Annotated in this window: 17 protein-coding genes; 10 read left to right on the top strand and 7 right to left on the bottom strand. The window is 65.9% G+C overall.

What is annotated here, in order from left to right:
- Positions 1-76: 76 nt before the first annotated feature.
- Positions 77-997, bottom strand: coding sequence for an oxygen-dependent tRNA uridine(34) hydroxylase TrhO (gene trhO / locus ACT2BZ_RS01290; RefSeq protein ID WP_457938721.1), 921 nt, complete (start codon positions 995-997; stop codon positions 77-79).
- A 168-nt stretch (positions 998-1,165) separates the two neighbouring features.
- On the opposite strand from trhO, the gene ACT2BZ_RS01295 reads away from it, so the two are divergent.
- The 4 genes from ACT2BZ_RS01295 (at position 1,166) to ACT2BZ_RS01310 (ending at position 4,188) form a co-directional block, all read left to right on the top strand.
- Complete coding sequence (locus ACT2BZ_RS01295) at positions 1,166-2,068, top strand: N-acetylmuramidase domain-containing protein (RefSeq protein ID WP_457938723.1); 903 nt, start codon at positions 1,166-1,168, stop codon at positions 2,066-2,068.
- Between the two features lie 101 nt (positions 2,069-2,169).
- Positions 2,170-2,811: a 2-dehydro-3-deoxy-phosphogluconate aldolase gene (locus ACT2BZ_RS01300; RefSeq protein WP_457938724.1), complete on the top strand. Its 642-nt coding sequence runs from the start codon at positions 2,170-2,172 to the stop codon at positions 2,809-2,811.
- Positions 2,812-2,824: 13 nt separating this feature from the next.
- Positions 2,825-3,484 (top strand): acetyltransferase, encoded by a 660-nt coding sequence (locus ACT2BZ_RS01305; RefSeq protein WP_457938725.1) that lies wholly within the window; start codon positions 2,825-2,827, stop codon positions 3,482-3,484.
- Entirely contained in the window at positions 3,478-4,188 is a 711-nt protein-coding gene (locus tag ACT2BZ_RS01310; RefSeq protein ID WP_457938726.1) for a LicD family protein, read from the top strand. Before ACT2BZ_RS01305 ends, ACT2BZ_RS01310 begins: the two co-directional genes overlap by 7 nt.
- Before the next feature lie 18 nt (positions 4,189-4,206).
- Here the strand turns inward: ACT2BZ_RS01310 and ACT2BZ_RS01315 are convergent, their stop codons facing one another.
- From ACT2BZ_RS01315 to ACT2BZ_RS01340, 6 genes are all read right to left on the bottom strand, one after another.
- On the bottom strand, positions 4,207-4,650 hold the full coding sequence (locus tag ACT2BZ_RS01315; RefSeq protein WP_457941443.1) for an adenylyltransferase/cytidyltransferase family protein: 444 nt from the start codon (positions 4,648-4,650) through the stop codon (positions 4,207-4,209).
- Between the two features lie 187 nt (positions 4,651-4,837).
- Positions 4,838-5,212 carry a hypothetical protein gene (locus tag ACT2BZ_RS01320; protein WP_457938727.1) on the bottom strand — a complete coding sequence of 125 codons (375 nt, stop codon included), beginning with the start codon at positions 5,210-5,212 and terminating at the stop codon, positions 4,838-4,840.
- 129 nt (positions 5,213-5,341) lie between these two features.
- A complete protein-coding gene (locus tag ACT2BZ_RS01325) occupies positions 5,342-6,142 on the bottom strand; it encodes an adenylate/guanylate cyclase domain-containing protein (RefSeq protein ID WP_457938728.1) in 801 nt (266 codons plus the stop codon).
- 206 nt (positions 6,143-6,348) lie between these two features.
- Positions 6,349-6,546, bottom strand: coding sequence for a hypothetical protein (locus tag ACT2BZ_RS01330; protein WP_457938729.1), 198 nt, complete (start codon positions 6,544-6,546; stop codon positions 6,349-6,351).
- 253 nt (positions 6,547-6,799) lie between these two features.
- Positions 6,800-7,069, bottom strand: coding sequence for a hypothetical protein (locus ACT2BZ_RS01335; RefSeq protein WP_457938730.1), 270 nt, complete (start codon positions 7,067-7,069; stop codon positions 6,800-6,802).
- Between the two features lie 90 nt (positions 7,070-7,159).
- Entirely contained in the window at positions 7,160-9,058 is a 1,899-nt protein-coding gene (locus ACT2BZ_RS01340; RefSeq protein ID WP_457938731.1) for a PAS domain-containing sensor histidine kinase, read from the bottom strand.
- 276 nt (positions 9,059-9,334) lie between these two features.
- Here ACT2BZ_RS01340 and ACT2BZ_RS01345 point away from each other — a divergent pair, with 276 nt between their 5' ends.
- The 6 genes from ACT2BZ_RS01345 (at position 9,335) to ACT2BZ_RS01370 (ending at position 14,478) form a co-directional block, all read left to right on the top strand.
- Positions 9,335-10,324, top strand: a complete 990-nt coding sequence (locus tag ACT2BZ_RS01345; RefSeq protein ID WP_457938732.1) for a TRAP transporter substrate-binding protein — start codon at positions 9,335-9,337, stop codon at positions 10,322-10,324.
- 68 nt (positions 10,325-10,392) lie between these two features.
- Positions 10,393-10,923 (top strand): TRAP transporter small permease, encoded by a 531-nt coding sequence (locus tag ACT2BZ_RS01350; RefSeq protein ID WP_457938733.1) that lies wholly within the window; start codon positions 10,393-10,395, stop codon positions 10,921-10,923.
- A gap of 2 nt (positions 10,924-10,925) precedes the next feature.
- On the top strand, positions 10,926-12,203 hold the full coding sequence (locus ACT2BZ_RS01355; protein WP_457938734.1) for a TRAP transporter large permease: 1,278 nt from the start codon (positions 10,926-10,928) through the stop codon (positions 12,201-12,203).
- Between the two features lie 38 nt (positions 12,204-12,241).
- A complete protein-coding gene (locus ACT2BZ_RS01360; RefSeq protein ID WP_457938735.1) occupies positions 12,242-12,958 on the top strand; it encodes a ribonuclease activity regulator RraA in 717 nt (238 codons plus the stop codon).
- Entirely contained in the window at positions 12,934-13,695 is a 762-nt protein-coding gene (locus tag ACT2BZ_RS01365; protein ID WP_457938737.1) for a FadR/GntR family transcriptional regulator, read from the top strand. Before ACT2BZ_RS01360 ends, ACT2BZ_RS01365 begins: the two co-directional genes overlap by 25 nt.
- Positions 13,696-13,731: 36 nt before the next feature.
- Positions 13,732-14,478 carry an SDR family NAD(P)-dependent oxidoreductase gene (locus ACT2BZ_RS01370; RefSeq protein WP_457938738.1) on the top strand — a complete coding sequence of 249 codons (747 nt, stop codon included), beginning with the start codon at positions 13,732-13,734 and terminating at the stop codon, positions 14,476-14,478.
- The last annotated feature ends 139 nt before the right edge of the window (positions 14,479-14,617 follow it).

Here is a 14,617-nt window from a genome sequence, read left to right on the forward strand (position 1 = left end):
TTCAGACAGTTGCGGTCAGGAAGAGGTAGGTGCCGCTAGCGACATTGCAATGACGCGCCACGAATCCAAGCACGTTTCAGCTGCCGATGTGGCGGCCCCTGCCCCGGATTTCGGCCAGTTCCACCTGTTTCTGGCGCTCGGCAAAGCGCTGCCGGTCGGCCTCGCTGCGGCTGTCGAAGCAGCGTTCGCAGGAGATTCCTTCCTGGAATTTCAATGACTTGCGTTCCTCGGGCAGCACCGGATGGCGGCAGGCGCGGCAGAGTTCGGCCGCACCGACTTCCAGCCCGTGGCCGACCGAGACGCGCTCGTCGAAGACGAAACACTCCCCATGCCAGCGGCTCTCCTCCGGCGCAACCTCTTCAAGATACTTGAGAATTCCGCCCTTCAGATGAAACACCTCATCGATGCCGAGCGACTTCACATAGGCAGTCGCCTTTTCGCAGCGGATCCCTCCGGTGCAGAACATCGCGACCTTTTTGCCTTTGAAATCAGGTGCTTGACGCTCGACCCAGTCGGGGAACTCGCTGAAGGTCGCGGTCTGCGGGTTGATCGCCCGCTCGAAGGTGCCGAGCGAGACCTCGTAATCGTTGCGGGTGTCAATGACGATCGTGTCGGGGTCCGAGATCAGCGCGTTCCAGTCGCCGGCCTCGACATAGGCGCCGACGTCCCGCAGCGGATCGATGTCCGGCTTGCCCATGGTGACGATCTCGCGCTTCAGGCGGACCTTCATGCGATGGAACGGCATGTCGTTGGAATTGCTGTATTTTATCTCCATGCCGGCAAGCTCCGGCATGGCCTCCAGATGCGCCACGAGTGCCGCGATCGCCGCTTCCGTACCGGCGACCGTGCCGTTGATGCCCTCGCGCGCCAAGAGCAGGGTGCCCTTGATGCCGCGCGCCGAGCAGAAGGCGGCGAGCGGCTCGCGCAGTTCGGCGAAGCGCACGAGCCGGCAGAAGCGGTAGAGTGCGGCGACGCGAAACTGCGGGGTCCGGTCCATGGGATTCATGCCGGAACGGGTATAGATTCGGTCCATGGATTTCAACTGACGGAAAACTCTGTCGGATTCACAGGGACTTGCGGGCAATCGGGGCCATTCGAGGTCTGAAACTTATACACAGGACCCGTTCTCCCGCGAGAATTGGCTCGAAACAGGATGGGAGCGCCGATGTTCGATGCCAGTACCGAAAAAGAGATCGCGGCGGCTGCCGAAGCCCTCGGCATCGAGCCGGCCGCCCTCATCGCCATCGCCGAAGTGGAAAGCGGCGGACAGGTTTTTGCCGACATCGAGGGACGCGACGAACCGCTGATCCGCTTCGAGGGTCATTACTTCGACAAGCGCCTTTCGGACGCCGACCGGGCACGCGCCCGCGCCGACGGGATCGCCTCGCCGGTGGCGGGCGAGGTCGCCAACCCGGCGAGCCAGGAGGCGCGCTGGCGGCTTCTGCGGCGCGCCGCCGCGATCAACCGGCAGGCAGCCTATGAATCCGTCTCCTGGGGGCTGGGCCAGGTGATGGGCGCGCACTGGCAATGGCTGGGCTTTGCCGACATCGACGCGTTGGTGGCCGAGGCGCGCGAGGGCGCGGCCGGCCAGGCGCGGCTGATGGCCCGCTTCATCGACAAGGCCGGGCTGAAACAGGCGATCGAGCGGCACGACTGGGAGGCCTTTGCGCGCGGCTATAACGGCCCGGGCTTCCGCCGGCACGGCTACGACCAGAAGATCGCCGCGGCCTATGCCAGGCACTCGGGCGGCGCGGCGCCGGCGCCCAAGCCGCGGCGTGCGGGCGGCGGCGAGGAACTGCTCGGCCGCGGCTCGCAGGGAGCGGCGGTGGTGGATCTGCAGCAGATGCTGACGGCGCTCGGCTACCCGCTCGACGACGACGGACAGTTCGGCTCGGCGACGGAACGGGCGGTGAAGGATTTCCAGCGCGAGAAGGGACTGGCGGCCGACGGGCTGGTGGGCCCCGACACGCGGGCCGCTATCCGCAAGGCGTTGCCGCTCGGGCCGACCTTCGGCGAGATCTGGTCGGCGGCCCTCGGCTGGCTAAAGCGTCGCTTTTCGCCGCGCTGAGGCATGAAGAGCCCCGGTTTCGTGGACTTGCCGCAAGGCTTCTGCTAACCGGTCGAGACATTTTCCCGAGACCGTTTCCCGCAGAATAGAGGCGCCCCAAAATGCCAAGCAAGACCGAGAAACTCCTGTCGCTGCTGGGCGGCCAGCCGGTAATCCCGGTGCTTAAGATCGAGGACGCGGCGCATGCCGTGCCGCTGGCCCGGGCGCTGGCCGCCGGCGGGCTGCCGATGATCGAAATCACGCTGCGCACGCCGGCCGCGCTGGAGGCGATCCGCCGCGTCGCGGGGGAAGTCGAGGCGGCCGTGGTCGGCGCCGGCACCATCCTCAATGCGAAACAGTTCGAGGAGGCCGAGAAGGCTGGCTCGACCTTCATCGTCAGCCCCGGCCTGACCAAGGAACTGGTGCAGGCCAACGACGCGAGCGCGGTGCCGCTTCTGCCCGGCACGATCACGCCCGGCGAGATCATGGCCGCCCTCGAGGCGGGCATCGATTTCCTGAAATTCTTTCCGGCCGAGCAGGCCGGCGGCGCAGCTTTCCTGAAGGCCCTGTCCTCGCCCATCGCCGGCGCGAAATTCTGCCCGACGGGCGGCGTGTCGGCCAAGAACGCGATGGACTATCTCAGCCTGCCCAACGTCAATTGCGTCGGCGGCTCTTGGGTGGCGCCGGACGCGATGGTGCAGGGTGGCGACTGGGCCGGCATCGAGGCGCTGGCGCGCGAGGCAAGCAGGCTGGGCAAGGCCTGATCCCGGAGGGCGCATGGGTTCGGCTGGAGCGCGCAAGAGCGGCGGCCTCGTCATCTTCGGCGGCTGGTACCTCGGCCGGGCCGCGGCCGAAGCCGCGGAACTGGTGGGATGGACGGTCGCCGGGTTCGTCGATCCCGAGCCGATGCAACACGTCACTGCGTTGCAAGCTGTTCCGCACGACGCCTCGGTATTCGTCGCGATCGGCGACAACGCCATGCGTGGCTTCGTCTGCGAACGGCTGGCGGATCACGGACGCCGCCTCGTCTCGATCCTTCACCCGACCTGCGTGGTGAGCCCCAGCGCCACCATCGGGGCGGGCTGTTTCCTCTCCGAAAACGCCGTCGTGCGGAGCCATTCGACCGTCGGCCGCGGCGCGATCCTGAGCGCCGGGTCGGTCGTCAGCCATGACTGCCGGGTCGGCGACTTCGTCACGCTCGGACCGAACGCGGCAACGGCCGGCCATGTCATGATCGGCGACAGAACGACACTCGGCGTCGGCGCGAGCGTCCGGCCGCATGTCAGCATCGGCCGCGACTGCGATGTCGGCGCAGGCTCCGGCGTGATGCGCGACCTTGCCGACGGACAGGCCGCGATCGGCGTGCCGGCCCGGACCGTGCCGCGCGCTGCAGGCACCGGAAGGCAGTCGAACTGGAAGGAAAACCCGGTTTGGTAGACGAGTCAGGCCCGCGCGGACAAAACCCCGATTTCTCGACGCTTTTTCCCGACCGGCGGCGGGATGGCGAAACCACACTGCGGCAGTGCCAACTGGTGATGATCAGGATGCTCGGCATTCTCGACCATATCTGCAGGCAAAACGGCATCACCTACTGGCTGACGTCGGGCACGCTGATCGGAGCGCTACGCCACAAGGCCATGATCCCCTGGGATTGCGACATCGACGTCGCCATGCCTGAAGAAGCCTACCTGGCGTTCTGCGACATCGCCTGGCAGTTGCCGCCCGACATCTTCTTCCAGAACCCGCAAACCGACCCGCTGTTCACCCCGACCATCATGGGCAAGCTTCGGGACCGCTACAGCAACTACTACGAATGGGGAGCCGACAATCCGGATTGCAAATGGCACAACGGATTGCAGGTCGATCTCGTCATCTACAAGACCAACGACGAGAACCGGCTGGTGAACCCGTTTCGCGGCACGGCCTACGACCAGGACGACATCTTTCCGCTGCAGGAGGTGGAGTTCGAGAAGATGCAGCTGCTGGCGCCGCGCCGCGCCGCCAGCTACCTCTTCCGCCGCTATGGCGACTTCAGGAAGTTTCCGCCCCCGGAGGCGCGCATTCCGGGCGAAGGCAAGGCCGATCCGTTCTCGCCCTGCGATCATACAGAAAGCCGTCCCTATCCGCATCCCGCCGGGTAGCGGCGGACGGGTCCGCGCCTAGAATTCTCCGGCCCGATGCCGGGCGACGATCCGCTCGATGATGTCGCTCGAATTTACACCGGCGCGGTATGGCAGGCGGTGCATGACCCCGCGCGCCTCCGCCGGCCGGTAGAAATCGGGCGTGGCGTTGCCGGCATAGACAACGGCGCCGATGCCGTGGCGGGACATGATGTCTTCCATGGTCGAGGCAACCAGTGGCGGGCGGATGATGAACGCCTCGTCGACGCAGCGCAACGCGCTGACGACCTGCAGCCGCTCGTCCTCCGTCATCACCGGCCGGCGCTTGTATTCGAGCACGTTCTTGTCCGACACGACGCCGACCACCAGCCTTTCGCCATGGCTTCTCGCCTCTTCCAGGAAGGCGACGTGGTTGGCGTGCAGCAAGTCGAAGACGCCGTCGGTGAAAACAGCGGTGCCCTGATGTCCCGATCCGGTGCCGATGGCTGGTGTCTCCCTGTGCGACGGGTTTGAGGGACGCGTCCGGTAACGCGGCCCTTCTGCTGCATGATTGGCGCGACGGCGCCGTTGTCAATCATTGCTGCCGGACAAAGAGACCTTGGTCGCCGCGACGTCGCGGCTGAGCCCCAGCGTATGCCTCAGGGCAAGCACTGCAACCGGGGCTGATACCTCACCAGCGATCAAACCACCGACGATCTCCGAGGTCCTGCTGGTTGATCAGGAGGCCAGCAATCAAGCCCAGCACGCCGCCGAGCAGCAGCGCGGTCGATACCGTGCCGGGATTTTCCCTCACGGCGCCTGTCACGCCCCTTGCCTGATTGCCCAGCGTCGAGACCGCGCGCGACGCGCGATCTGCAGCGCTTGCGTACCATCCGCCGACCTCGTCGCCCGCCGCTTCGGCCTGCTCGGCAAGTGTCCTGTTGATCTTGCCGATCTCGCGCCGCAACTGGGCGATCTGCTTTTCCATGGCTTCGACGGCACTATCGCCCTGCGACGAAGTCCTGCCGTTGTTTGCGGTTTCGCTTCTGCTCGATGGTGTGGCCATATTCGCCTCCTTGCTGTTCGTGATTCAGCAACGACAAGGCGTTGGAGTAGGTTCCCGCAAGCATCGTACCCAGTTCCGAATGGCACGAGCATCATCCGCACCCGCGGCCGGCGAGATGCCGACGAAATGTCAGTGCAGCGGCAGAGAGTAGACGCCGATCTCTTCGCCCCTGCCGCGCAGCCTGAGGCGACGGACCCGGCAGCCGGGATAGTCGGCCGCGACTTCTGCGAAGGCTGTCTCGCTGACCAGGATTTCGCCCGACCTGGCCTCGGCCTGAAGCCGCGCCGCGACATTTACCGGGTCGCCGAGGGCGGTGAAGTCGACGAGCTGGGCGCCGCCGACATTGCCGACATAGGCGGTGCCGACATCGATGCCGATGCCGACCGGCAGCAGCGGCTCGCTGTGGCCGTCGAAGCCCAGGGCCAGCATCAGCGCCCGGCCGGCATCGACCGCCTTGCGCTTGAAATCCGGCCCGGCAAAGCCCGGCACGAAGAACGCCATCACCTCGTCACCGATCAGCTTGTCGACGGTGCCGTCGCGGCTGATGAGGGTGTCGGTGGCAATGCCGTAGAAGCGGTTGAGGAGATGGGCGTAGAGAGTGGGTCCGAGCCTTTCGGCCAGTTCAGTCGAGCCGCGGACGTCGCAGAACAGGATTGCGGTTTCGACCTCGGCGCCGCCGAGCGGCAGATCCTCGCAGCAGATCGAGCAGATCCTGGGGTTCTTGCGCGACGGGCGGAATCCGACCCAGCGGCAGATCCCGCCGCCGACGCCGCCAAAGGGATTGTTGCAGACCTTGCACCGTGGTGGTCCGGGAAGCACGCGCATTACGCGCCGCATCAGTTTCAGCGACCGAATGGAGTGGCCGCTCTGCAGTGTTTCGCGCCACTGGTCGCTATGGTCGGATGAATCTGCTTCGATGCGTTGAGCCATCGTCGCCTCACCGAGGCAGTATAGCACAAAAACGGTGCCTTGGCGCGGTTCGTCTGACGCGACCGGTCAAGCCCGCCAGGCGGAGGCAAGAGTGGCTACCGGGCGGCCCGTGCGTTTCATCGCACATGCTGACGAAGCCCACCGGCCTGAGCCAATGGGCTTCGCATTCCCTCGCCGGTCGAGGGACGCCAGATCGGCGTGGGAAACTAGCCGCCGCTGTTGGGCGTTGCGGGCGCTTCGACCGCTGGCGCGTCGATCTTGACGTTGATGTCCTTGCCGCCACCGCCGCCGAGGTCGATGACGCCGGTCATGATCAGCAATATGCCGATGCCGATGACCGCCACGACGATGGCGATAGCGGCGCCGCCGCCACCCGAATTAACGACTACCGGTCCGTCTGCCATGTTCTTCTCCATCTTCACGCTGCAATGAGGCCGAGGCCCAGGAATATGAGGCCAAGGCCGACGATGGGTGCCAGAAGCCATCTCGCTTCGAAAATGCTGTTGTCCATCACGTCCTCCCGCCTGTTTGATAGCCAACTAAACAGAATCGGATGGATTCAGTTCCGTGCCCGGAATGATAATGGTGAACGATCGCGAAAAACGTTGTCGGCCGGCGGCTGAGATGGCGTCCTTCAGGTCTGGGCGGCGAGGCTTCTTAGCCCGCGAGCAGCCGCGCGCCTTTCAGGGCGCCTTGCTTCAGCCCCTTGAATTTCGGCAGCTCGGCGAGCGTCGCGACGAGCAGTTTGTCGGGGGCGTGGCGGCGCTTGACGGCGTGGTAGAGCCTCGAGCGGGTCTGACTGCTGCTGACGAGGTAGAGGCCGTCGTCGAGCTCGACCGCGCCCGCGACGGCCGAGAGATCGGTCGAGGGACCGCGCAGATAGACGAGGTAGAGCGTCTCCCGATCGTTTTCCTGCCTGGTGGCCAAGGCTGATCTCCCGAGGTGAGGCATCCCGGTCAAGATGCGTCACGCGGGCCGGCTGGCAAGGGGCCGGAGGTTCTGCAGGCGTCGGGAGGGTCAGGCCGCTTCGGGCGGCGCGGCGATGGCGACCTCGATGGCGCAGCTGTAGGTGGGGCTGGTCTCGACACGGATGGTGCCGGCATGCTTGCGCTCGACCAGCTGGGCGATCAGCTTGCTGCCGAAGCCGGTGCCGGACGGCCGCCTGTTCTCGGCGCAGACGCTGTCGGTCCAGACGAGCGAGAGGCGGCGCGAACCGTCATCGGCCGTCTTTATCGTCCAGGCGATGGTCACCTCGCCCTCGTCCTGCGAGAAGGCGCCGTACTTGGCCGAATTGGTCGACAGCTCGTGCCAGATCAGGCCGATGTCGAAGCACAGGTCGGCCGGCAGCACGACGTCGCGGCCGGAGAGCTTTATGCGGCTCCTGAACGGCTCGAGCACGTCCTCGGCAAGCGTCGTCAGGCCGGTCTTGGCCCAGCCGCCATGCGAGACGGTCATGTTGGTGCGCGCCATCGCCGCCAGCCGCTGCCCGAAGGTCTGCTTGGCGGTCTCCATGTCGGGCGCATAGCGCAGCGTCTGCAGGAAGACAGAGTGGGCAAGCTGCAGCAGGTTGCCGGAACGGTGCGCCATTTCGCGCAGCAGCAAAGTGCGCCGCTCCGCCGCCTCCTCCTGGCGCCAGCGCGCGGCAATCACATGCGCCACCGAACAGAGGAAATCGACGTCGGCCTGCGCGAAGGCCTTCGGCCTGGAGGTGTGCACGCCCAGAACGCCGAAGGGGCGCACCGAGGAGCCGGCGATGGTGACGCTCATGCCGCTGATGACGCCGTGGTCGATGAGCAGCTGCGGGCCGTCGAAGCGCGTCTCCGTGCGCAGGTCCGCGACGACGATCGGTTCGCCGGCCTGCAGCGTGTAGCCGGCCTGCGACGCGCGCTCGATGCCTACGCTCGCCTTGCCGACGATGCCGTCATGCCAGCCGACGCCGGCCTTGAGATCGAGATGGTCGGCATTGTCGGCGAACTGCAGCACCTTGGCCATCGGGCAGCCGGTGGCTTCCGAAAGCAGCTCGACGATCTGCTGCATCGCGGTGTCGAAATCGCCTTCCGAAAGCGCGATAGCGCCGATGGTGGAAAGCGCCTTCTGCTGTGCGAGGCGGGCCGCCATCTCCTGCGCGGCGCGGTCGTGGTCTGTCAGGTCGCGCGACACGACGAGAAAACCCTCCGGCTTGCCGGCGGCGTCGGGCAGCAGGGTCAGCACCTCGTCCCAGACGGTGACGCGGCCCGAGCTGCTCTCGTAGGAGGCGGAGAAGCGCCCCGAGCCGGTGGCGCGCGCCGAAGCCGCGGCAGCGAGCGCCGCCTCGCGGTCGGCACCCTTCCAGAAGTCGAAATAGGACAGGCCGACGGCCCGGTCTGGATCGTCGATCTCAAGGCTGGTGCAGCCGCAGGCGTTGATCGAGCGCAGCCGTCCGTCGAGGCCGATCAGCTTGATGCAGTCCTGGCTGCTCTCGAGCAGATGGCGCGCGAGCACTTCGCTCTGGCTGCGCGCGCGCTCGGCCTCGCGCCGCTCGGTGACGTCGATGACGGTGTTGACGGCGCCGCGCAACTCCCCGTCGGCCGCGACCAGCGGGCGGGGATTGACGACCACCTGGCGGCGCTGGCCGTCGCGGCGCTCGACGACGATCTCGATGTCGGCCAGCGGGCGGTTCTCCAGCACGCAGACGGCCATCGGGCAGGCGTCATGCGGTACCGGCGTGCCGTCGGGCGTGAACATCTTCCAGGAGCCGCACCAGCGGGCTTCGCCGAGCACCGGCCGGTCGCCCCAGAGCGCCACGGCGGGTTCGTTGAAATAGGTGATCGCGCCTTCGGCATCGGTCGCGTAGATGGCCACCGATGCGAGATCGAGGACGGATTCGGCGGGCAGGTTGGATGCACGCCACTGGTCTACGAACGCCAATCTGTTCATGTCACGCGACTTCGATCTTGCGTTTCGTTATCCCTCGCCCAAAGCCATACGACAAAACGCCGCCCCCGCATAGAAAGATCGACTCGCCCCGCATGCCCCTGCGGCACCCGAAAGCCGCGGCAATGCGGGGTTCCCGGCGCTGCGATCGCAGGGTGGCGCGCCCTGCGCAACTGCCCGCTCGTGCGAAAGATGCGGCGCAGCGCAGATTCCAACTTGTAAATATTTGGAAACAAGCTAGAAAGCCTCCTTACAAATATGAACAACTAGGAGGAGAACATGTTTGTGACCAGATCCATTTCCATCAAGGCACTTGTCCTGGCCGTCGGCCTGGGCACCGCTGCCGCCCCCGCTCTTGCCGCCGAATGGCGCGGCTGGAACATCCACGTCGACGACTACCCGGTGTCCATCGCCATGGAATCCTTCATGAAGGAGATCACCGAGAAGACCAACGGCGAGATTTCGGGCAAGATCTACCACAATGGCGTGCTCGGCGATCAGCCCGACGCGATCGAGCAGACCCGTCTCGGCGCCATCGATTTCGGCGAGTTCAGCCTCGGGCCCATGGGCCAGTCGATCCCCGAGACCAACGTCGTTTCGCTGCCCTTCATCTTCAAGAGCATTCCTGAGATGTACAAGCTGATGGACGGCGCCGCCGGCGAAGCCATCGGCAAGGGCATGGAGGCCAAGGGCCTCGTTCCGGTCGGCTGGTACGATGCCGGCGCCCGTTCCTTCTACAACTCGATCAGGCCGATCAACACGCCCGAAGACGTCAAGGGCATGAAGGTCCGCGTGATGAACAACGACCTCTTCGTCGGCATGATCGAATCGATGGGCGGCAATGCCACGCCGATGGCGTTTGCGGAAGTGTTCCAGTCGCTGAAGACCAACGTGGTCGACGGCGCCGAGAACAACCCGCCTTCCTACGAGTCGACCAACCACTACGAGGTGGCGCAGTTCTACTCGCTGACCGAGCACCTGATCATTCCGGAGTGCCTGTGCGTCTCGAAGGTCGCTTGGGACAAGCTGACGCCGGAGCAGCAGGCGATCGTCAAGGAAGCCGGCCGCACCAGCGCCGAACTGCAGCGCAAGCTGTGGGCCGAGCGTGAGAAGGCCAGCATGGAGAAGGTCATCGCCGGCGGCGTCCAAGTCAACAAGGTCGAGGACAAGGCACCGTTCCAGGCCGCGATGGACCCGGTCTACGAGAAGTTCCTGGCCGCCAATCCCGGCCTGACGGATCTCGTCAACCTGATCCGCAACGCCGACTGACGGCCTGCCCGGCGGCCCGCCTTTCGCGCGGCCGCCGGGCACCCCTCCCCGCACAGAAAGATCCGTAGATGCCCGTCCATGCATCGACCGTCGCGCGCGTCGAGGGCGTTCTCGCCCGTGTCAGCGCCGCCTGCATCTTCCTCGCTTCCTGCGCCCTCGTGGTGCTGATCGTCAGCTTCGGCTGGCTGGTCTTCGGCCGCTACGTGCTGAATGTCACGCCGACCTGGGTCGAACAGCTCGCCCTGGTGCTGATGGGCTACATCGCCTTCCTCGGCGCCGCCGCCGGCATCTACGAAGACAACCACCTCGGCGTCACCATGTTTCGCGACGCGCTGCCCGAGCCGGGCCGCCAGGCGGTGATGATCGCCGTCGAACTGGCGCTGGCAGGCTTCGGCGCCGTCATGTTTCTCGCCGGCATCGATCTGATGCGCTTCGGCTGGGACACGCTGCTGCCGATGCTCAACGTCCCCGAGGGCATACGCACGCTGTCGGAGGTCTGCTGCGGCGGCCTGATCGTGCTGTTTGCCGGTACCCGCGCCATCCTGCGCATCGTCACCTTCCCCCGATACGTGTCGGCCGTGGCCGGCGAGGAGCGCTGATCATGGGTCTCGCAATCCTGCTCGGCGTCTTTGCCGTCGGCGTCGTGGTCGGCATGCCCGTCGCGTTTGCCATGGGCATCGCTGCGGCCTCCGCCTTCCTGTTCGAAGGCTTCCCCACGCTGATGACCTTCCAGCGCGCCATGGCCGGCGTCACGGTGTTCTCCCTGCTCGCCATCCCATTCTTCGTCTTCGCCGGCGAGATCATGCTGCATGGCGGCATCGCCGCGCGCCTGGTACGCTTCGCCTCGGCGCTGGTCGGCCACTTCAAGGGTGGCCTGGCGATGGTCAACATCTTCTCCAGCATGCTTTTCGGCGGGATTTCGGGCTCGGCCATCGCCGACATCTCCGCACTCGGCTCGCTGCTCATCCCGGTCATGAAGGAGCGCGGCTACCGGCCCGACTACGCTGTCAACGTGACGGTGACGTCGTCGATCGCCGGCATCGTCATTCCGCCGAGCCACAACATGATCATCTTCGCGGTTGCCGCCGGCGGCGGCATCTCGATCTCGAAACTGTTCCTGGCCGGCGTGGTACCGGGCGTCCTGATGTGCCTCTGCCTCGCCATCGCGGCCTACGTGCTGGCGGTGAAGCACAAATACCCGGCCGAGCCCTTTCCCGGCCGCGCCGCCCTCGGGCGCACAGCGCTCGACGCCCTGCCCGGGCTGGTCACCGCGGTAATCATCGTCGGCGGCACGCTGTCGGGCGTCTTCACCGTCACGGAGTCGGGCGCTTTCGGCGCGATCTACGCGCTGCTGCTGACCACCTTCTACTACCGCAGCCTGAGCTGGCGCGGCTTCATCATCGCGGTGACCTCGTCGGTGCGCACGACGGCCATGGTGATGATCCTGATCGCCTTCGCGAGTTCCTTCGCCTACCTGCTGGCGCTCTACCAGGTGCCGGCGAAACTCAGCGACCTGCTGATCTCGATCTCGGACAACAAGTACGTCATCCTCCTGATGATCAACCTGATCCTGCTTCTGCTCGGCATGATCATGGACATGGCGGCGCTGATCCTGATCTGCACGCCGATCTTCCTGCCGATCGCCAAGAGCCTCGGCATGGCGCCCGAGCATTTCGGCATCATGCTGCTGATCAACCTCGGGCTCGGCCTGTGCACGCCGCCGGTGGGCACCTGCCTGTTCGTCGGCTGCGCGGTCGGCAAGGTGAAGATCGAGGACGCGGTGCGCACGATCTGGCCCTTCTACCTGGCCATCCTCGCGGCCCTGCTGCTGGTGACCTACGTGCCGGGCTTCTCGATGTGGCTGCCGGGGCTGTTCTGAGCATGCAGGCGCAACAGATCAAACTGAAAGGAAACCCAGTGACAGGGCTGACGGACGAGACTCGCGAGACCCTGATGGGCGTCAGCACGGCGACGCTGACAACGGTGATGTTCAAGCGCGGCTTCAGGAACGTCTTCCTGCAGGGGCTGGGCCGACTTGGCCCCGGCCCCAACATGGTCGGCTTCGCCTATACGCTGCGCTACATACCGGCGCGCGAGGATCTCGACGTGCTGGCTTCCTTCGCCGACCGTGACAACCCGCAGCGCAAGGGCGTCGAGGAATGTCCCCCCGGCGCCGTCTTCGTCATCGATTCGCGCGGCGACGCGACCGCGGCATCGGCCGGCTGCATCCTCGCCGCCCGGCTCGAGGCGCGCGGCTGCGCCGGCATCGTTACCGATGGCGGCTTCAGGGATTCGCCGGAGATTGCGGAACTGGGAATGCCGGCCTATCACCAGAGGCCGAGCGCCCCGACCAACCTGACCAAGCACCACGCCGTCGCGGTCAACGATCCCGTGGCGTGCGGCGGCGTCTCGGTGTTCCCGGGCGACACGCTGGTCGGCGACAATGAGGGGGTCGTCTGCATCCCGGCGCAGATCACCGCCGAAGTGGCGAACGAAGCGGCCGAGATGACGGTCTTCGAGGACTATGTCATGGAGAGGGTGAAGGCGGGCGCTTCGAGCTACGGTCTCTATCCGCCTACCGGGGCCGCAACAATGGATGAATTCAAGGCATGGCGACAGGCAAGAGGCAGGTAGCCGGTGACCCCGCAACAGCAACAAGCCGGCCTGGCCGCCTGCTTCGCGACGGCACGCTGCCCGACTGGGTCTACGAGCGGATCCTGGCGATGATCGCCGAGGGCCGGATAGCGGTCGGCGACAAGATGCCGTCCGAGCACGAGCTGTGCAGCGTGCTGGAAGTCTCGCGCCCCGTGCTTCGGCAGGCACTCAAGCAATTGCGCGCCGACGAGGTGATCGTCTCGCGCCAGGGTTCGGGCTCCTACGTGCTGCGGCGACCGGAAAAGGCGGCACTCGAGTTTGCGCCGCTCGGCTCCGTCGCCGACATCCAGCGCACCTTCGAGTTCAGGGCCGCGATCGAGGGCGAGGCAGCCTACCTGGCGGCGCTGCGCCGGACCGAGCAGGACCTGGCGCGCCTGAAGGTGACGCTTCAGGAACTCGACCGCTGCATCGAGGCCGGCGAACTGGGCGTCGACGCCGACGAGGATTTCCATGTCGCCGTCTGCGAGGCCTCCGACAACCGCTACTTCACCGTCGCGCGGACCTCGATGAAGTCCAACATCCTGACCGGCATGAACATGACCAGGAACCTGTCGCTGACCAAGCCGCGCGATCGGCTGGAACTGGTTCAGCGCGAGCACTACGCCATCTTCGACGCGATCCGGGACAAGGATCCGGCGGCGGCGCGCATTGCGATGCGCAGCCATGTCGAGAACGCCCGCAAGCGCGTTTTCGAGGGCACCAACGACGCGCGCTGAGCGCGCCAGAACGACAATTCAAACCGGAGTGAGAGAATGAACCTCAAGGGAAAGACCGCGATTGTCACGGGCGGCGGACGCGATATCGGCCGGGCCTGCGTGATGCGGCTGGCGGAGGCCGGCGCGCAGGTGGCGATCAACTATCACAGCAGCAGCGAGGGCGCCGACAGCGCCGTGAAGGAAATCGTCGCGGCGGGCGGACAGGCCTTCGCCATGCAGGGCGACATGACCAAGCCGGCTGATGTCCAGGCCTTCGTCGACCGCGCTGTCGCGGAATACGGCAAGATCGACATCGTCATGCCGATCACCGGCGGCATCATCGCGCGCAAGACAATCTCCGAGATGACGCTCGAGCATTGGCAGGCGGTAATGGACCTCAACACGACGTCTGCCTTCCTGCTGATCAAGGCGGCCCTGCCGCACATTCCCGAAGGCGGGGCGATCGTCAACATGTCGTCGCAGGCCGGACGCGATGGCGGCGGCGGCGGCGCTGTCGCCTATGGCGCCTCCAAGGGCGCGGTGCTGACCATGACGCGCGGCATGGCCAAGGAACTTGGCCCGAAGATTCGCGTCAACGCGCTCTGCCCCGGTATGATCGACACCGACTTCCACAACATCTTCACCAAGCCGGAGGTGAGAAAGCACGTTGCCGGCATCACGCCGCTGAAGCGCGAAGGCACGTCCGAGGACGTCGCCAATCTTGCCGTCTACCTCGCCTCCGACCAGGCGGCCTTCATCACCGGCGCCTGCATCGACATCAATGGCGGCCTCTATTTCTCTTGAGGCCGGCAGGCCTTGCAGGCCCTGCCCCCACAGGCTGAAAACGCATGGAACTCCTGGCAGGGCTTTGAGTTGCCCCGCCAGGAAACCAACGCCAAACCGGGCGCCGGGTCTCGACCCGGCCGGACCCGCAAGGGACATA

This window comes from Mesorhizobium sp. 10J20-29 (assembly GCF_054130485.1).